This is a genomic window from Acinetobacter sp. YH01005 (genome assembly GCF_013420465.1).
Lineage (GTDB): Bacteria > Pseudomonadota > Gammaproteobacteria > Pseudomonadales > Moraxellaceae > Acinetobacter > Acinetobacter amyesii.
In genome coordinates this window covers 12,379-31,844 of record NZ_VOYA01000018.1, presented here as the reverse complement: position 1 = coordinate 31,844, position 19,466 = coordinate 12,379, and the positions used below count along the sequence as shown (strand labels likewise).

General features: G+C 37.9%; 18 protein-coding genes. 13 read left to right on the top strand and 5 right to left on the bottom strand.

Annotated features, from left to right (window positions below; translation table 11 throughout):
• Positions 1 to 3 precede the first annotated feature (3 nt).
• From FTT72_RS12415 to FTT72_RS12400, 4 genes are all read left to right on the top strand, one after another.
• A complete protein-coding gene (locus tag FTT72_RS12415) occupies positions 4 to 750 on the top strand; it encodes an OmpA family protein (RefSeq protein WP_257233432.1) in 747 nt (248 codons plus the stop codon).
• 400 nt (positions 751 to 1,150) lie between these two features.
• Positions 1,151 to 2,779 carry a long-chain-fatty-acid--CoA ligase gene (locus FTT72_RS12410; RefSeq protein WP_180178469.1) on the top strand — a complete coding sequence of 543 codons (1,629 nt, stop codon included), beginning with the start codon at positions 1,151 to 1,153 and terminating at the stop codon, positions 2,777 to 2,779.
• A 241-nt stretch (positions 2,780 to 3,020) separates the two neighbouring features.
• Positions 3,021 to 3,908, top strand: a complete 888-nt coding sequence (locus tag FTT72_RS12405) for a DMT family transporter (RefSeq protein ID WP_180178468.1) — start codon at positions 3,021 to 3,023, stop codon at positions 3,906 to 3,908.
• A gap of 275 nt (positions 3,909 to 4,183) precedes the next feature.
• Positions 4,184 to 5,482, top strand: a complete 1,299-nt coding sequence (locus FTT72_RS12400) for an MgtC/SapB family protein (protein ID WP_180178467.1) — start codon at positions 4,184 to 4,186, stop codon at positions 5,480 to 5,482.
• Between the two features lie 23 nt (positions 5,483 to 5,505).
• On the opposite strand, the gene yddG is transcribed toward FTT72_RS12400, so the two are convergent.
• The gene (yddG, locus tag FTT72_RS12395; protein ID WP_180178466.1) at positions 5,506 to 6,429 is read right to left on the bottom strand and encodes an aromatic amino acid DMT transporter YddG; all 924 of its coding nucleotides are present in this window, start codon (positions 6,427 to 6,429) and stop codon (positions 5,506 to 5,508) included.
• A gap of 265 nt (positions 6,430 to 6,694) precedes the next feature.
• Between yddG and FTT72_RS12390 the strand changes: the two genes are divergently transcribed.
• From FTT72_RS12390 to FTT72_RS12365, 6 genes are all read left to right on the top strand, one after another.
• Positions 6,695 to 6,988, top strand: coding sequence for a hypothetical protein (locus tag FTT72_RS12390; protein ID WP_257233430.1), 294 nt, complete (start codon positions 6,695 to 6,697; stop codon positions 6,986 to 6,988).
• A 1,050-nt stretch (positions 6,989 to 8,038) separates the two neighbouring features.
• Positions 8,039 to 8,605, top strand: a complete 567-nt coding sequence (locus tag FTT72_RS12385; RefSeq protein ID WP_180178464.1) for a hypothetical protein — start codon at positions 8,039 to 8,041, stop codon at positions 8,603 to 8,605.
• A gap of 97 nt (positions 8,606 to 8,702) precedes the next feature.
• Positions 8,703 to 9,665 carry an allantoinase PuuE gene (puuE, locus tag FTT72_RS12380; RefSeq protein WP_180178463.1) on the top strand — a complete coding sequence of 321 codons (963 nt, stop codon included), beginning with the start codon at positions 8,703 to 8,705 and terminating at the stop codon, positions 9,663 to 9,665.
• 143 nt (positions 9,666 to 9,808) lie between these two features.
• Positions 9,809 to 10,312 (top strand): 2-oxo-4-hydroxy-4-carboxy-5-ureidoimidazoline decarboxylase, encoded by a 504-nt coding sequence (gene uraD / locus FTT72_RS12375; protein ID WP_180178462.1) that lies wholly within the window; start codon positions 9,809 to 9,811, stop codon positions 10,310 to 10,312.
• Positions 10,309 to 10,629 (top strand): hydroxyisourate hydrolase, encoded by a 321-nt coding sequence (gene uraH, locus FTT72_RS12370; RefSeq protein ID WP_180023718.1) that lies wholly within the window; start codon positions 10,309 to 10,311, stop codon positions 10,627 to 10,629. Before uraD ends, uraH begins: the two co-directional genes overlap by 4 nt.
• Positions 10,630 to 10,659: 30 nt before the next feature.
• Complete coding sequence (locus tag FTT72_RS12365) at positions 10,660 to 12,039, top strand: nucleobase:cation symporter-2 family protein (protein ID WP_180178461.1); 1,380 nt, start codon at positions 10,660 to 10,662, stop codon at positions 12,037 to 12,039.
• 204 nt (positions 12,040 to 12,243) lie between these two features.
• Here FTT72_RS12365 and FTT72_RS12360 read toward each other — a convergent pair whose 3' ends face one another.
• A complete protein-coding gene (locus FTT72_RS12360) occupies positions 12,244 to 12,744 on the bottom strand; it encodes an ureidoglycolate lyase (protein ID WP_180022856.1) in 501 nt (166 codons plus the stop codon).
• An 89-nt stretch (positions 12,745 to 12,833) separates the two neighbouring features.
• Positions 12,834 to 13,841, bottom strand: a complete 1,008-nt coding sequence (gene alc, locus FTT72_RS12355; RefSeq protein WP_180162653.1) for an allantoicase — start codon at positions 13,839 to 13,841, stop codon at positions 12,834 to 12,836.
• Positions 13,842 to 14,049: 208 nt separating this feature from the next.
• On the opposite strand from alc, the gene hpxO reads away from it, so the two are divergent.
• Complete coding sequence (gene hpxO, locus FTT72_RS12350; protein WP_180178460.1) at positions 14,050 to 15,207, top strand: FAD-dependent urate hydroxylase HpxO; 1,158 nt, start codon at positions 14,050 to 14,052, stop codon at positions 15,205 to 15,207.
• 104 nt (positions 15,208 to 15,311) lie between these two features.
• On the opposite strand, the gene FTT72_RS12345 is transcribed toward hpxO, so the two are convergent.
• Positions 15,312 to 16,241, bottom strand: coding sequence for a LysR family transcriptional regulator (locus tag FTT72_RS12345; protein ID WP_180059846.1), 930 nt, complete (start codon positions 16,239 to 16,241; stop codon positions 15,312 to 15,314).
• Positions 16,242 to 16,489: 248 nt separating this feature from the next.
• Here FTT72_RS12345 and FTT72_RS12340 point away from each other — a divergent pair, with 248 nt between their 5' ends.
• Entirely contained in the window at positions 16,490 to 17,545 is a 1,056-nt protein-coding gene (locus FTT72_RS12340) for an aromatic ring-hydroxylating dioxygenase subunit alpha (RefSeq protein ID WP_168379618.1), read from the top strand.
• An 85-nt stretch (positions 17,546 to 17,630) separates the two neighbouring features.
• Here FTT72_RS12340 and FTT72_RS12335 read toward each other — a convergent pair whose 3' ends face one another.
• On the bottom strand, positions 17,631 to 18,071 hold the full coding sequence (locus tag FTT72_RS12335; protein ID WP_168379617.1) for a DUF2147 domain-containing protein: 441 nt from the start codon (positions 18,069 to 18,071) through the stop codon (positions 17,631 to 17,633).
• 524 nt (positions 18,072 to 18,595) lie between these two features.
• Here FTT72_RS12335 and FTT72_RS12330 point away from each other — a divergent pair.
• Complete coding sequence (locus FTT72_RS12330; RefSeq protein WP_180035226.1) at positions 18,596 to 19,432, top strand: SDR family oxidoreductase; 837 nt, start codon at positions 18,596 to 18,598, stop codon at positions 19,430 to 19,432.
• Positions 19,433 to 19,466: the final 34 nt, after the last annotated feature.

Here is a 19,466-nt window from a genome sequence, read left to right as displayed (position 1 = left end):
CCAATGTTGCCCAAATTTATTGCGAGTGTATGCATTTTAGGTTGTTCGACTTTGCTTTGGGCAGAGCCTATTGTGATTGAAGGTGCTGTACCGAATGAAGCAACCAAGCAAGAAATATTAAATAAAGCCTATTTGACCTATGGTCAGGCAAATGTGGTTGATAAAATTCAGGTTCGAGCGGTTACTGCACCCAATGGTTGGGGCAATAGCGTAAGCCAAATGATTAATGATGACTTAAAAAAAGTAAAACAGGGGAAACTCTCTGTACGCGGAACGCAAGTCGATTTAAGTGGAAAGATGTCAAATCAAGATGATATCCAACCAACGACTACGAAGTTCCAGTCTTTGGTCACAGCACCTTTTCGTTTCAATGCACAGCTTTCTGTCAATCAGGCTGAACAGGCAATTATTAATGCGGCTTTACGTAATCGTATTATTGAATTTGAATCGGGCAGTGCTATTTTAGCGCCATCTGGGGTACAGATCTTAGATGAAATGGTTGTCGCACTGAATCGCGTCGGTGGGAAAAAAGTACGAATTATTGGTCACACAGACAGCTCGGGGAATCCTGAGAAAAACTTAAGTTTAAGCCAAGATCGTGCTAATGCAGTTAAAAACTACCTGATTTCAAAAAATATTGCAGCGGCGAACTTAAGTACTGAAGGGATGGGCTCAAATAAGCCTGTAGCAGACAATGCTACGCCTGAAGGTCGTAAGAAAAATCGTCGTATTGAGTTTGAAGTGCTGTAACTATTTCAACTTAACTACAACGGCTAATGCGTCGAACCCAGTGTATCTAGACTGGGTTTTTTTATGCCAATTGATTCAGTCAATTATTTGATAACTGAAATCGACATTTTTTATAGCAGCAGTGTTATAACTAAATAAGACTATATTTTGAATAGGGCTAAAGCATTCATTTTTGCATTATATACCACTAAAGCATTCATATTTTGAGCAATAAAACAGTGGATTCTAAAATCAATTAAGGTTAAAACATAAGAATCAGTTTTGGATATGCGTTTCATATCTACTGCTTTAACCTTGTCGATAAAGAACAATCACTTTTGACATGGTGCAAAGTTTTAAAAAATCTGCAGGACAGTGTGGAAAAACAACAACTCAATATGGATGAATGTGGGAGCAAAGAATGCTTGGTAATATGATGTTTAAACCGCTTTTGATTAGTAGCATGATTGAACATGCGGGTCGCTATCATGCGGATAGTTTAGTCATTTCAAAAAATACAGACACGACGATTACGAAAACCACTTGGGGTGAAGTCCATAAAAATTCAAAACGATTTGCCAATGTTCTTGCATCTCTCGGTTTAAATTTAGGGGATCGTGTTGCGACCATCGCTTGGAATAACCATCGTCACTTAGAGTCTTGGTACGCTATTTCAGGTAGCGGCTATGTTTGTCACACCATTAATCCGCGTTTATTTCCAGAACAATTAATTTTTATCATCAATGATGCCGCAGACCGCGTGATGTTATTTGATAAAACCTTTTTGCCTTTAATCAAAGCAGTAAAACCACTATTAAAATCTGTTGAACATTTTATTTGTTTAGATGCACCAGATGCAGCAATTATCGAAGCGGTGCCAGATGTGAAGTTTTATGACGAACTTATCGCGGGGCAATCTGCAGACTATACATGGCCAGAACTAGATGAATTATCGGCTAGTTCTTTATGTTATACCTCGGGTACCACAGGCAATCCGAAAGGCGTGTTGTATAGCCATCGTTCAACAGTCTTACACAGTTATGCGATTTGTATGCCGGATTCATTAAATATCTCAGCGAGAGATATTATGATGCCCGTTGTACCGATGTTCCATGTCAACGCATGGGGTACGCCATATGCTGCGGCAATGGTGGGATGTACTTTAGTGCTGCCAGGCCCAGGTTTAGATGGTGCGAGCCTGACACAAATGATTGATGATTATAAAGTATCTGTTGCATTGGGTGTTCCAACGATTTGGCAGGGATTAATCAATGCTGCGCAGCAAGCGGGCAGTCAGCTCCAAAGTTTAGTGCGAAATGTGGTTGGTGGATCTGCTTGCCCACCTGCGATGTTGAAAGTCTTTAAAGAACAATTTAACTGTGAAACGATTCATGCTTGGGGGATGACTGAAACCAGTCCATTAGGTTCTTCAAACCAATTTAAAGCCAAACATTTATTATTATCTGAAGAAGAACAATTACAAGTACGATTGTCACAAGGTCGTCCGCCATTTGGAGTTGATTTACGTATTACCGATGAAGAAAACGGTACACACGAAGTTGCACGTGATGGCGAAACGACGGGTAATTTGCAGATCCAAGGGCATTGGATTATTGGCAATTACTTTGGCAAAACAGAGTCTGCATTAACCTCAGATGGTTGGTTTGATACAGGGGATATTGCAACCCTAAACGAAGACGGTTTCTTAAAAATTAGTGACCGTTCAAAAGATTTGATTAAATCGGGCGGTGAATGGATTTCTTCTGTTGAGTTAGAAAATTTAGCTATGGGACATCCTAAAATTGCAATGGCGGCAGTGATTGCAGCGACCCATCCGAAATGGGATGAGCGTCCTGTATTGATTGCGATTAAAAAGCCAGATGTCGATTTATCTGATACAGAAATTTTGGATTATTATGCAGATAAAGTTGCTAAATGGCAGGTGCCAGATAAAGTGATTTTCGTGGATGCCATTCCTTTGAGCGGAACAGGTAAAATGCTGAAAAAAGATCTACGTGAGCAATTTGGTGCTGTACTACTTGAAAGCTAACTTACTGTAAGTTACCAACTAAATATTGGTAAAGAGCAAAACGCAAAGGTAACATGCCTTTGCGTATTTTTATAAAAACTTAAATTTTGATAAATACCATATTCTTAATATGAGGTTTTTAAATAAAATTTTTTCAATGAATCCATAACCAAGTTCAATGAATAATCTAGCCGTGTTAGGTCGCATTCAATTCAATAAAAGCGTAAATTGATGAGGCATCCACCGTTAAACCACCTTTCTTATGTTTCCAGTTTGGATCTTATTCACTTTAATGGCTGCTTTTATGCAGTCATGGCGCAATGCATTTCAAAAACAACTCAGTACCACTGTTGATGTGTATGGTGTTACCCTTGCTCGGTTTATTTTTGGGCTCCCATTTGCCTGCATTTATTTATTTGTGCTGTACCAACAACAGCCTGTGACTCAGGTGACCACATTTACACCTATGTTTTGGGTGTATGTGGTGATTGCAGGACTAAGTCAAATTTTAGCGACGATTTTAATGGTCTTGCTTTTTAAACAAAAGAATTATGCCATTGGTGTTGGTTTAGCGAAAAGTGAAGCGATATTTGCGGCCATTGTTGGAGTGATTTTCTTAAGTGAACATTTAAGTTTATTTGGTTGGATTGGTGTTTTGGTTGGTGGTGTTGCCGTTTTTCTTTTAAGCAAAGGTTCTCAACGACAAAAGTTATCTTTGCCAACTTTATGCATCGGTGTAGGGAGTGGATTAAGTTTTGCTATTACCTCTTTATTGGTTCGTGAAGCCAGTTTAGAGCTAAGTGATTTACCGACTTTGCATCGTGCGGCGTGGGTATTGTTGAGTGTAATTGGCTTTCAATGTGTGATTATGCTGTTGTACCTCAGTCTATTTAGCCGCAAAACGCTCATTGCCATGTGGGAGAGAATCGGTCTGACCTTTCGCGTTAGTGTCTGTAGCTTTCTAGCATCCTTGGGCTGGTTTACTGCTATGAGTATGCAAACGGTTGCGATTGTCAAAACCCTAGGTCAAATCGAAATATTATTTAGCCTCTTAATCTCTGCCTATTTCTTTAAGGAAAAACTCGCAAGAACTGATCATTGGGGTTTAGCCCTAGTGGTGATTGCGGCGATTATGGTGATTTGGGCTTAATGTGTGCTTTAAACAGACATGAAGGTAAAAAAGTCCGAATTTAAGTCAGATTTTCGAATATTTTTTTTAATTAAAAGATGAGAAATATTTGATGTCCACTAGGATATTTATCATGGAATTGTTTATGATTTAAAGTATGACTAAACTTTGAACATGATTGAAAATTCTCAAGTTGTTCAATTTATATGTTTTTTTCAAATTTTAGCGTTAAATTTTTATATTATTTTTTATTTATATTGCCAAAATAAACAATGTATTGATGGGAGGGCTTAAATTTGGAAATACTCATACAAACATTATCCTTCCCAGCGTTGTTAACTATTTTAGCTTCGGCTTTAGGCTGTGGATTGCTCATCGGTTTGGAGCGTCAACGTAACAACAATTTGGACAGTGAACAGAGCTTTGCCGGTTTACGCTCATTTACCATTTGTGCGCTGTTTGGAGCATTGTGTTTTTTAATCCATTTAGCTGTTGGTGTAATCGGTGCAATTGTCGTCAGTGTGTTTAGCTATTATGGATTAAGCCAGCAAAAACAAGATATTGGCACAACCACAGAACTAGCTTTTGTTATGACCTATTTAATCGGCGCTGCTTGTGTATTTAATATTCCATTGGCTGCGTGTTTGGCTGTGGTGTTGACCCTCATATTAGTTGGAAAAAAAGGCTTACATCATTTTGCAGCACATTGGATCAAAGACTATGAGTTAAGAGATGGTGTATTTTTACTGGCATTGATCCTAATTGCCTTACCTTTAACGTCGAATCAGGCCTATTGGGGTTCTGTATTAAATCCCTATGTGATTTTAAAATTACTGATATTGATCTTGGTGGTGCAGTCATTAGCGCACATCGCCAAGCGGCTTCTATCTTCTGATAAAGCGATTATCTTATCGGCCTTGGCATCAGGTTTTGTGTCGAGCACAGCAACAATCGCAAGCTTAGGCATGGAAGTGCGAGCAGGAAAAGCCAGTGCCAAAAGTAATGCAGGGGCAGGACTTTTTTCATGTGTTGCGACATTGGTTCAACTTTTGATCATTGTCCTTGGGGTGAGTTTTGCTTGGTTTAAAATATTAGTTATACCAAGTATCGTCGGCATCTTGATATTGGTCCTTACTGCGTTATATCTGATTTATGGCTCATCTCAAGTTCAGCATAATAAAGAGTCAGAACCTGAAATGCTTCGTGTAGAGGCGAATGAAACAGTGCCGTTAGAAAATACTGATAGTCGAATGTTTAGCTTAAAACAGGCGGCAATCATTGCCATCACGCTTACTTTGATCCAAGCACTTGTTTATGGATTAAATCTCGCTTTAGGTGATAAAGGCTTAATTTTAGGGACATTATTAGCATCACTCTTTGAAGTCCATGCAGCTATGGCAACCGTGGTGATGCAAGGTAATATCGACAATTTAACATTGGTTTATGCTGTGGTGATTGGATTATCAGCCCATGCGATTTCAAAATGTGTGAATGCATTTCTCACAGGTGGCTGGAAATATTTTCTATATTTTGCACCAACACAGTTACTTCATATGCTGTGCCTAATCGCGGTTTTGCTATTCAGTTTAAGATAAATGAGCCAAGTGACTGCTTCTTATTATTCATGGCGCAATTGCATTAATCTGGCTTTAATTTGTGGCCAACTGGTTGAAATCCAACATACCAGCGAACCTAATGTCACCAAAATGGCACCATGCCAAAAACTTAAACTCAGTGGTGTCTGTAATATAAACATTGAAATAACCGAAGAAAAAATCGGACTAAAATACGATAAAGTTACCAATATCGTAATATTGCCTTTTATAATACCTACATTCCACGCTGCATAACCCAATGCGGTCACGATGGACACGATTAACATATACTTACCGGTATGTAAGTCTACGGCAGGCATTCGCGGGATACCGTGAAATATCAACATTTTTAGCCATAGCACAATGGTGATCACGACGAAAAAGAATGAAATAGGGTTATGCCCATGACTGTATTTACGTGTAATCACACAATAGAGTGACCATAAACTCGCGCCCATAAAAGCAAGAAAATAGCTAAAGGGATTGGACTGAATGTTGGTAAAGACTGTAGACCAGTTAAAACTTCCGTTACCAGTTTGGATTAAAATAATGCCGCCCAAACTAATGGCTAAACCAATGATTACGAAAAAGTTAAATTTTAATTCTTTAAATAAGATTAACGCGGCAATTGTCAGACTCGGCCATAAATAATTGACTAAACTGATTTCAATCGCTTGTTGAGCAGTTTGAGCCAAAGCAATGGCATACGAAAAACACAACTCATAAATCACAAATAAAAGGGTGGCGTATATCAAAAATTGGCGCGGAACCAGTTTAAGGTTTGGAATTTTAAATAAGAGCAATAGAATAATTGCGCTCAAGGTATACATAAAGAACACAGCAAGATCAGGGCCAATACTGAAACTAATTTTCTTGAGTAAACCAACAATAGAAGACCATTGTAAGATTGCACTGAATCCAATCAGCGTTGCAAGATTTTTGGACATGATTGCTCGAAGATTTCGCAAATGGCGAATGAATTTTTAATTTTTATTATAGTCTTTATTCAGTCGTTTAGTATAAGCGTGAAATTATCAAACTCTATTTAATTAAAAAGATTTAGAGCTCGTCGTACGTCAAGAGCAGCATGGCGATGAACTAGGTTTAGGTTCTGGTTTATTAACACAAGATTTAAAACTTGGTCAATATATTCATACCTATATTCTTGCGAATCCAAATTTTCACTTAGCAGAAGGCGTTCACTCTGCGATTTTGATTTGCAATGGCTCAGGAATGGCGAGTTTGCTTTCACATCTAAGGCAACGCGTCGCAACGGTGCACTATCAAAACTGGTTTATTTATGGTGAACGTCAACAAGCTTTCGATGCAATTTTTGCTGATGAACTGCATGAATTACAAAACCAAGGTAAAATTGCAGAAATCGATCGGGTATTTTCTCGTGATGGATTTGCTGAAAAGTATGTGCAAGATGTCCTAGTTGTAAAAAAAGCTGAATTGATTGATTGGCTAGAGCAAGGGCATGTCTCTATATCTGCGGCAGTTTGAATATGGCCAAAGCAGTAGATGCAACTTTGCAAGAGATACTAGGCATTGAACAACTGCATACTCTGCGTAAAGCAGGTCTTTACCGCCGTGATGTGTATTAAATAATTGATGTCTACTGAAGAAGTAAAGTAATGATGCAGTTCGTAATGAGATGGATCGATAGTTTAAAAAGGAATAATAATGGATAAATTTGTAATTAGAGTTTATCACGATTATAAAAGGCTAATTATAGCTATTTTTTTTATTATTGAGTTTTTGATTTTTTTAATAAAGTATTACTTTTTTGGGATAGGTTTCTGGAGTTTTATTGGTGCAGTAGTTTTTTTTATTATCTTTGTTGATCTAATTTATAATGGGAGTTATTTGTTGATCGGAAAAATAAAAAAAGAAACAGAAGTTTATGAATATTATATTAGGTTTATCTATATTTTTGTAATTTATTTATTTTCAATATATTGCATTGTTGAGTGAAGAGTAAAATTTAAAAATTATGAGTAAATATTTTTTTTAATATTTTGTAGAGTTTTGCTCGTTTATGGCTCTATTGCATAAAGATTCTTAAGACAGACCACCATAAGTCACTAAAACTTATGTAACTTACTTGGATGTGAGGTGGGCCTAATCAAAATCTTTTGTCTTCTCCAAAGCGTGGATTAATCAATTGCTAGCCAATCTTATTGTTTGAATCTTTTATTTGGAACTGAGTGAAAATGACTTATGAGTATAAATTAATTTTCAGAGTTAGGTGTTTTGATTTTACAAAGATATTTGATCATGATGCTTTAAATTTAAGTATAGTTATACCATTAAAAAATTTACTAGATTAAAAAATCAATGAGAATGCATATTTTTTTAAATTCCTTACTTACGATGTATTGTTCAATTTCAATATTTATGGTAATTTTTATATATTTTTTATCTAATTGGCAAATATGGGAAAAACATTTTACATTCATTAGTTTAATATCATTCTTAATACTGGCAATTTGTTTTTACTTTAAATATAACGAAAAATTGAATGATGGTAATATTTTATTCAAGCAGTTGCCAATGAAAGTACAACTACCAATAAGAACTTCAACTATATTATTTTTAAACCTAAATTTGGGTTTTATCTTATTTATATTGGCAGTGCTTACGATAGTAATTACAGCTAATATATGGTTTTTTACACTTTGTATTTTTATTATTTGGAATGCAATAATTTGTCATCCTCATATTTGGTTTGTAGATTCAATTGATTTAAAACAAGATATAAAAAATAAAACAAATGAATTTGAGATTATAAGACAGGATAAAGGTGATTTTGAATATTTTAATGATGGTTTCACATACACTATAACTGGGCCTGAAATAAGCACTAAAACTATATTATGGAAAGATATTCAAAGTATAGATGTCGTACGCCAAGATCTTGGAACCATTGATGAGATTCAGCTCTATATATTGTGTTCAAATACAATCATTTATATTACCGAAAATACACCGGGTTATTACTATTTCATTGATCAACTGCATCAGAATTTTCCAGAAATAGATGAAATTTGGCAAATTTCAATCATTGCAGATGATTCAGGGCAACCATTCAATATTTTAAAAAAAGGCAATGGTCATTGATATGAAAAGTTATTTAGCCGTCTATGACATTGGCGCATAATTTGCTTGCTTCTACCTAATTTTTTTACTGTTTGATATAACAAATTAGGAAGTTGAAGTGACTACAGGCTACTTACGTGGACAAGACTTAATTGACCAGATCCAACAACAGGATTATTCCAGAGACCTAATTGGATATCATGGCGATGTACCTCAAGTCGTATGGCCTAATCAGGCACGTATCGCAGTGCAGTTCGTGTTGAACTATGAAGAAGGTGGAGAAAACCACATCGAACATGGGGATGCAGGATCAGAACAATTCTTATCCGATATTATTGGAGCGGCCAGTTTTCCTGCCAAACATATGTCGATGGACTCGATGTATGAATATGGCTCTAGAGCCGGTTTTTGGCGGATTCATGAAGAATTTAAAAAACGTGATTTACCCATGACGGTCTTTGGCGTTGGTATGGCTTTAGCACGTAATACTTATATCGTCGATGCGATCAAACAAGCCAACTATGATGTCGTTTCACATGGTCAACGCTGGTTACATTATCAAGATATGCCGATAGAGCTGGAACGTCAGCACATGGATCAAGCGATTAGTGTGCTTGAAGCATTATTTGGAAAGACGCCTATTGGCTGGTACACAGGGCGTGACAGTCCCAACACACGTCAGCTATTGGCTGAATTTCCGCAAATTAAATATGACTGTGATCACTATGGTGATGATTTACCTTTTTGGAGTCGTTTGACAAATGAAAATGGTCGAACCCGTCCACATTTAATTATTCCTTATACACTCGAAAGCAATGATATGAAGTTTTGTTCACCGGGTGGTTTCAACAGTGGTGAACAATTTTATCAATACCTTAAAGACGCTTTTGGTGTGCTATATGCAGAAGGTGAAAGCGCGCCAAAAATGTTATCGATAGGGATGCATTGTCGTATTTTAGGGCGACCAGGCCGTTTTAAAGCACTACAACGATTCTTAGATTATGTGCAATCACATGAAAAAGTCTGGATCTGTCGCCGTGGTGATATCGCGGAACATTGGTATACACATCATGCAGTCTAGTAAAAAAATATTTGGATAAAGAGGAGCTTAGCTCCTCTTTTTTTAGGCCTGTACTTAGGTAACTGACATCATAGACCTAGGTTGGCACTGATATTGCAAAACTAAATTTGAACAATCATTCAATAATTTTAGGCGATTTTATAGTGCAACTTGTTGAATTTAATAAAGCATCCGAAGCAGATGTAAAAACTTTTTTAAAGCACTGTGTGCAAATTGAAGACTGGGCAGAACATATTGTAGCGCAGCGTCCTTATACCTGTGTCACACAAATCATAGAGCAAGCAGTAAAAGCTGCAAATGCTTGGACTTGGGATGAAATCAAAAATGCTCTAGATAATCATCCACGGATTGGTGAAAAAAAGGCACAGGCAGAATTAAGTTGTTTGGAACAACAATTTTCAAATCAAGAACAGTCTGAAATTTCAGCAGATGAAGAAACTCAATTTGCATTGCTCAAAGGCAATGTCGCGTATGAGAAAAAGTACGGATACCTCTTTTTAATCAAAGCTTCTGGCCTCAGTAGTGAAGATGTACTACAGGCGCTGCAATATCGATTATTGAATGATCCTGAAACCGAAAAACGAATTGTTCATCATCAACTGGCTGAAATTGCCTTATTAAGATTAAAACAGGAGCTTAGCGCATGATTAGCTCACATATTTTAGATACCAATCTAGGCAAACCCGCAGCAAACGTCAGCATTCAATTATTTAATGCACACGGAGAGTTACTAGGTTCAGCCCAAACCAATGCAGATGGTCGTGTCAATGATTTTGCGCTGAAGGACTTTACAGCAGGTGCTTATAGCCTTGAATTTGCGACTGCTGAATATTTTCAGACTTTAAATACCGAAACCTTTTTTCCAAAAGCTGTGATTCATTTTTATGTAAAAGATGCCTCGCAGCATTTTCATATTCCTTTACTCATCAGCCCATTTGCATATTCAACGTATCGTGGCAGCTAAGAGCAAAGTTAAAAAATAGGGGATATAAAAATGACAGAACAAAATAAAACAGTTTCACCAGAACATGAATATTTAGGCGCAGGGAAAAGCCTTGCCTATGGACTACAGCATGTATTAACCATGTATGGCGGTATTATCGCTCCGCCATTGATTATTGGTACAGCCGCGGGACTTGAACCTGCGCAGATCGGTTTATTGATTGCGGCGGCGCTTTTTGTCGGTGGCTTGGCGACCATACTACAAACCGTCGGTGTGAAATATATCGGTGCAAAATTACCCTTAGTACAAGGTGTTTCATTTGCAGGTGTGGCGACGATGATTGCCATAGTAACCGCAGGCGGTGGCCTTTCTGCTGTTTATGGTGCGGTGATTGTTGCATCTCTAATTGGCTTTTTCCTAGCACCTTATTTTTCAAAAATTATTCGTTTTTTCCCACCGATTGTGACTGGTTGTGTGATCACCGTGATTGGTCTCTCATTGCTGCCTGTAGCGGTACGCTGGATGATGGGTGGGAACAATAAAGCACCAGACTGGGGAAGTGCTGAGAACATCAGTTTGGCATTTTTAACTTTGGGTATCGTGATTGCGCTGAACTTAACCCGTAATGCAACTATCCGACGTTTATCTATTTTGTTAGCCATCGTCTTCGGTACGGTGCTGGCTTATGCCTTTGGCTTTGGCGATTTTTCTAAAGTTGCAAATGGTAACTGGATTCAATTTCCAAGCTTCTTTGCTTTCGGTATGCCAACTTTTGAGTTAAGTGCCATTATTGCTATGTTGATCGTGACTTTAGTGATTATGACTGAAACGACAGCAGATATTATTGCCGTTGGGGAGATTGTTGGTACTAAAGTGGATGCTGAGCGTATTACCAATGGCTTACGTGCAGATATGTTATCTAGTGCAGCAGCGCCAATCTTCGGCTCATTCATGCAAAGTGCTTTTGCACAAAATGTCGGTTTAGTAGCGATTACTGGCGTGAAAAGTCGCTTTGTTGTCGCAGCGGGTGGAATGATTTTAGTCGTATTAGGCGTTCTGCCAATTATGGGGCGACTGATTGCAGCGATTCCTGTCCCTGTATTAGGTGGTGCTGGTTTAGTTTTGTTTGGAACGGTTGCGGCAAGTGGTATTCGTACCTTGGCGAAAATTGACTATAACGAGCAAAAGAACCTCATCATTGTTGCGACTGCGATTGCAGCAGGGATGATTCCAATTATCGATCATTCTTTCTACGCAAACTTCCCGAAATGGGTGCAAACACTCTTTCATTCAGGCATTAGTTCAACTTGTTTGATGGCGATTATTTTAAATATTGTGTTCAATCATTTGAATTTATTTAAAAATAAAGAAGTGACTATGAGCAAAGATCAGGTTAAAAAACCAAGCATGGCGATAGATGTACAACATTAATCATTGGCAATCTTGGGTCTTGAACCACACGATGATTCATAGAATATAGTTTGTATAGAATAAATAAAGCCCTTTGAATTGAGGGCTTTTTTAATGCGTTATGTTTAAATTAAATAATATCAAAAGATGAAATTAATTATTTATTAACAATTGGTTAAGTGATTTTTAGTCTATTTAGCTGTAAGTGTTTAAGCTAAAAATACATTAATTTGAAATGTGAATAGGCGTTTGGAACTGGAACACATCACAATTATGTCCAATGCCAATACGATCGATGACGGCAAAGCTACTGGGTGCTTCGAGTGTCAGGAGAGGATGATGCCATGTTCCTGCACGATAGTTGACTCCTTGGCTCCCATCAGTGATGAAAGCACATAGCTGTGTAAGATCAGGGCTGTGATCATCCAACGCAGGTGCAACTACCACTAAAAAAGCCTGCGCTTGCATTGGAATAAACGCTTGTGAGCCGTTGGGATGACGCTCCAACATCGAAATCGTAAAAGGCAATTCAGTGGTTTTGATATTTCTAAAGATGCTAATTCCAGCAACCGCATCACCTGAAATTTCTGTTTCCACGAGGGCATGATATCGCTCTGTATGTGTGTCATTGATGTGGAAAAAATCATGTCCAGTCGTGCAAATGACCTCTCCAAAAGGCGCAAAGCCTTCAATACTTAGAGCTTGTATTTTTATGCTGTGAGTCATGTTTAGATATCTTATAGGGTATTTAATTAAAAAAATTGAAACCATACACATAGGAAGCACGAAGGCTTCCTATTTGATTAACACTGTAATTAAGGATGTATTTTTCCCCATAACCGTATGCGACTAATCCCCCCGTCAGGAATCATATTGATGCGGATATGCGATATTTTTTCATGCTTTAAAATCTCACTGACAAAGCTATGAATATGATCCATTTGCATGTCTTGTGCATCGAGCAAAAACGGCCAGAACATACTTTGCGGAATCAGTTGAGGGTCAGTGGCATCTTCCACATAGATCGCTTGTATGGAAACCTGCGCAGGGAAGTTGCCTTTAAAATGGGCAGTATCAATATCAATTTTCTCTATTGCACCAGATTGACCCAAAGCCAAAATACACCAGTCAAAACCTGGTGCACGGCGACGTTTAGTTTCCCAACCATCTCCCATATTGATACCACGACCAGGGTTAATTAAGTTTCGTGGATGTCCAAAATGAGCATCACTATAAGCAATTACGCGTCCACCATTTTCCAGTGCAACAAGGTCTAATGTGCTCGTACTGTCTTGAATTTGAACCTGAACTTCACCATAGACTTTAAATCGTGCAATACCACCGTCTGGATATATATTTAAACGTACATGGGTAAACACCTGATCATTTGAGACCTTCAATATATGGTGTTGGCTCGGGCCCAATACGGTATTGTCTAAGATATTGACCCATGCTGCCTGTGCTAGCTCACCACTTGGTGCAAAACAGGCTTCAACTGATGCGGAAGCTGGATAATTCCCTGTAAAGAATGTTGTATCAATATCTAAGGCTTGAATTCGTCCAGCAACACCGAGTTGGATGATTGCCCAATCATAACCTGCATGGCGTTTACGACGCGTTTCCCAACCATCCATCCATTTGCCATGATCATCAAATTTATCTTCGACGAAGATAGGTGCATTAAATTGAAGCATGCGTTTTGCTTCTGCAAAAAAATCATCTGAACATTCAAGTATTTTTGCACCAATACGGTCATCTGCTAAATTTGTAAGTGTCTGTAATTGTGCAGGAATATCAAAACTTGGTGCGAGTAAAGTCGCCATATATAAAATCCATTCACTATTTTCATTTAAAACATATGCATTTTGTTTTTAGTGTTAAAAATTTAACATTTGATAAAAACTAGCATTTACACGTGTTTAGAAGCACAGCGTGTGCCAACTTTAGATTTTTTTATTGTTTGTTTGAAAAAATGGCATGCTTTTCGCTTTTTAGGAGAAAGATATTTAAAAAAACACAGGGGAGTTATAGATGGACATTACAATTATTGGTGCAGGTATGGCGGGCCTAACGACAGGGATCGCTTTGAAAAAATTTGGACACCAAGTAACCATCTATGAACAGGCAGAACAAATTTTACCTGTTGGAGCCGCTATTTCTTTATGGTCTAACGGTGTCAAATGTTTGAACTATTTGGGGCTAACCGAACAAGTCGAAAAGCTCGGTGGCAAGATGGATCACTTAGCCTATATCGATGGTTTAACGGGCGATGTTATGACACAGTTTAGTCTGTTTCCTTTAATCGAAGAAGTTGGTCAGCGACCTTATCCAGTTTCACGCGCAGACTTACAAAATATGCTCATGGATGAATTTGGTCGTGAGAATATTCATCTAGGCAAAAAAATGGTGAGCTTCTCAGAACAAGATGATCAAGTGATCACCCGTTTTGCTGACGGAAGTGAGGTTCTGGCTGATTTATTGGTTGGCGCCGATGGTACACATTCATTGACACGGGCGTATGTATTGGGGGAACAAGTTGAGCGCCGCTATGCAGGTTATGTCAATTGGAACGGTTTAGTCGATATTTCAGAAGAATTTGCTGCGGCAGATCAATGGACGACATTTGTAGGAGAAGGTAAGCGCGTTTCGCTGATGCCCGTTGCCGACAACCGATTCTATTTCTTCTTTGATGTACCTTTAGCAGCAGGCTTAGAAAATGACCGCACACAATATAAGGCCTTATTTAAAGAATACTTTAACGGTTGGTGTGAACCGGTTCAAAAGCTAATTGATGCTGTAGATGCCAAAAAAACCAATCGGGTAGAAATTCATGATATTGAACCTTTTGCAGATTTCTACAAAGGTCGTGTGGTGATAGTGGGTGATGCAGCACACAGCACAACGCCTGATATTGGACAAGGTGGTTGCCAAGCAATGGAAGATGCAATTTATTTAGCTCGTTCTTTGCAAATCAATACTTTGGGCTTACAAGATTCATTGCGTCGTTATCAAAATAAACGTAATGAACGTGCTAATGAATTGGTTCTGCGAGCGCGTAAACGTTGTGATGTGACGCATATGAAAGATGAAAGTGTGACGCGCGAATGGTATGCAGAACTGCGTAAAGAACAAGGCAATCATATTATGAAAGGCATCATTAGTAATATTGTAGGCAATCCATTGGATTAAAAAAATAAACTAATAAAACTTTAGCTTTCAGCAGCCAGTACGGGTTATTCGCACTGGCTTTTTTTTAAATAATTATTTGCTATTACAACGCCAAAATATTGGTTTTAGGGGGTCATGGATTTTAAATTGATTTTAATTTCTTCCATTTTTTCCACCAAATGATTAATCATGATCTGAGAAATTCGAGAAGTTTGGCGCTTCGATGCGACACATAAAGCAATGGTCAAACTGTGCAAACCTTTTTCACGGATCGGTTTAAAAATAATCTTATTATTCTCAAGCAATGGCAAAGCATCCATATATGACATCAAACTGATGCCTAATTGTTGTTGAATCAATGACAGTATCATTCTAATGTCATTACATTCGATCTTTTGAATCGGACTAAACTTATGATGTTTATATAAAGTCTGTACATATTCACTAATAATGAGTGGATCACTCGGCAAAATATGCCGTTCATTTAACGTATCTGAAAGATAAATTTTATCCATTCCACCCAGGGTATGATGCGGCGACATCACAAAGCCCAACGGAATTTCTATAAAGGATAAAATCTCTAATTGGCTATGGCTTTTAGGATTTAAAATAATGCCAAAATCTAATTCTGCATCAACGATTTTTCTGGAAATATCTTCACTGCTATTCATGCTGATGTTGAGGTTGATCCACGGATAAGTTTCAGCCATCTTTTGAATACAGTCGACAACAAAGCTATCATTCAAAGCCGCAATAAAACCCATTTCAATGTTTCCTCGGTTTAAACCTTGGATTTCATCAAATCGAGTTCGTGTCAGTTGATATTCTTTTTGCCATTTTAATAAATCGGCATACAGTAATTCACCCGCGAGCGTCAGTTTTAAGCCCTGAGGTAATCGTTCAAATAGGGCAACCCCCAGTTCTTCCTCTGCCAAAACGATTTGCCGATGTACTGCTGAGACTGAAATAAAAAGTTGTTCAGCAGCTTTGCGCAGACTTCCAGTCCGTGCAACCGCCATAAAATATTCAGAAAATCTAGAAAAGGTAATCGACATACAAGCTTCAATCTCTATCGCGTGATTAGCGAATTATAATGTTATGCATTTTAAGCGATATTCATGCCAGCTTTATCAAATCGTGCAGAGATCAATGCTTATTGTTCTAAAAAACAGAACAATCTATGCAAATCATTCTAATAGACAGAAATGTGTTTAGATTTTAATTTCGACTTAGAAAATAAGGATTTAGCAAAATTTAAATAGTGCTAAATGCTAAAGAAATATTGAAAATGTCGAGATGAACTATGAATGCCATTCCAGTACTCAATTTATTTACCCAACCTCAGTGCAGTACATTTGATGCCAACGACTGGAATATTTTGGCGCAGCATTGGTATCCCGTTGCACGTGTAGAAGATGTTTCGACTGAACCGCAACAAGTGCAATTACTCGATGTAAAAATGGCGTTATATCAAACTGAAAGTGGAAAAATTCATTTAGTTCGTGATATCTGTCCACATCGAGGGGTGCCATTAACCAAAGGCTGGGTCAAGGGTGAAGACATCATTTGTCCATACCATGGTTTACATTATAACGGCGCAGGAAAGTGTGTAAAAATTCCTGCACAGCCTGAGTTGACACAAATTTCAGAGCGTTTTTCATTAACTAAATTTCCAGTCGTATTGAAATATGGATTGGTGTGGACCAGTTTATTTAACCGAGATGAATCTACGGCCAATTTTCCAGATTTAGACACGTGGGATACAGAGCCGCACCAATCTATATTGCCACCTTATGTAGATATTGGTGGTTCAAGTGGGCGTCAGCTCGAAGGCTTTATTGATGTTGCACATTTCGCATGGGTGCATCATGAGAGCTTTGCAGACCGTGAAAATCCTAAAGTACAAAAATATTCGACAGTACGTACGGACTATGGACTACATACAGAATATCTTAGTGATGTGAGTAATTATCCGCATGGCTTACAACATTTAGCGCCAGAAGATTTTTTATGGAAAAGAACGTTTGATGTCTATCCGCCATTTTCTGCAATTTTAACCATCGATTTTCCTGAAAATGGAGTGTTAAAAATATTAAATGCCTGTTGTCCTGTATCGCATAATAAAACCCGTTTATTTGTGCCTTTAACTCGTAATTTTGATACCACAGGCGATTTACAAGCGGTCTATGATTTTAATGCACAAATTTTTGCTGAAGATCAGGACATGGTGGAAAGTCAAAAACCTGAGGAATTGCCACTGGATATCAGTATGGAGGCGCATTTCGAAGCAGATCGCTCATCGACAACCTATCGTCGAATATTAGCCGAATGGGGGCTAAGCAAACGTTATACCGTTTAATTTTTATTTTCGAATAATTTCATTCTTGGTTTTCATACAAAAAAAGCGACTCAATCGAGCCGCTTTTGACTTTGTACATAAAGGATTAGTTTACACGTATCCATGTTTGGCTGCGTCCAAGCGCAGATACACCAATATAGCCACGACCATTCAAGGTCTTGCCGTCATTCGACATTTTGGCATTGAAACTATAGGTTTTACCATTTTTCGGGTCAGTAATTTTACCGCCGTCATAGGTATTTTTACCGGTATTTTTCAAACCATTCACGATTTGCACACCGAGTAGTGGTTTATTGTGGAATTTACCTACACATTTTTGGCAGTTTTCTGCTTCACCCGGGGTGAGTACATCAACGATTTTTGCAGATAAAACGCCCTTTGATGTTTCATTAAATTGAACTACAGATAAAGGTTTTTTGGTTTGGTCATCGATGGTTTTCCATTTAGTACCATGCAATGGATCAGCAGCCAAAGCTAAGCTAGACACCAGTGACAAACCGATTAGGCTAAGAGTTGTTTTTATCATTTTAGAACCTCTATTGAACATAGTAAGAGATGTGCATCCCTGATCTTCCAAAGGGTGGATACACAAGACTTGGAAAATTACAAAGCATCAGCCTTGTTGTCTTCAAGGGCTATATTCACAAAAAAATAAGTATATATTGTGGATTTTATATACTGATTTTGAATATGTAGAATCTGGATCGTGTAGAAAAATAGAATAAATGTTGAGCTTTGTTTATAACATTTGGGATTTGTATCACTTTTATAAATATCAAACGCTGTTTGAGCTGAAAAATTTAGAGCTACAATCCCAAAAAAAGCCGGAGCTAAAAGGCTCATTTAAGTTTTCAATTTTTGCTCTAATCATGTTGAATTACATTAATTTGATTTGAAGCAATAACGCTAAAGAGCTATGTATAGCATTCATATTTTACAATTAAATAAAATCATTTCATTCATAGATCAGTTCTCGTTAAGCTTGTGTTATGAATAATATGAAAATGCAGCTTGTTCACTGAACGAGATTAAGTGTGTATAGGAATAACGATGAAAAATTTTAACAACAAAGTCGCAGCCATTACTGGAGCAGGTTCAGGTATTGGGCAGCAGTTAGCCATTCAACTGGCTCAATCAGGTGCGCATCTAGCATTAAGTGATCGCAACCTTGACGGTCTTGCACAAACGGCTGAAATGATTAAGCACACCGGTGTGAAAATAATTCAGACCCAATTAGATGTGTCTGATCGTGCCGCTGTAGAGCAATGGGCGGCTGCAACCCAAGCTGAATTTGGCCAGGTCAATTTGATCTTTAATAATGCAGGTGTCGCGTTAGCCAGTACTGTAGAAGGTATGCATTATGATGAAATTGAGTGGATTATGAATATTAATTTCTGGGGCGTGGTATATGGGACAAAAGCATTTTTACCGTATTTAAAACAAAGTGGCGATGGACATATAGTTAATATTTCCAGCTTATTTGGTTTGACGGCTCAACCGACTCAAAGTGCCTATAATGCAACGAAGTTTGCGGTACGAGGTTTTACTGAATCTTTACGCCAAGAATTAGACTTGGAAAATGCTGGAGTCAGCGCAACTTGCGTGCATCCGGGTGGGATTCGAACCAATATTGCAAATAGCGCGCGTATGAGTGACAGTATTCGTGCGTTAGGGATGAACCCAGATAGGGCAACCAAAGCATTTAATAAAGTGCTAAAAACACCGCCTGAAGTCGCAGCAAAAGTCATTTTAGATGCGGTAAAGCAGAATAAACGTCGAGTTTTAATTGGTAATGATGCCAAAATTATTGATTTAATTCAGCGAATTGCACCTACACGTTATGCCCAAGCCATAGATCTACTTAGTGGTAAGAAAAAACGTAAATAATTCAAAGATAAGTAAAAAAGGGATGATGCAACAT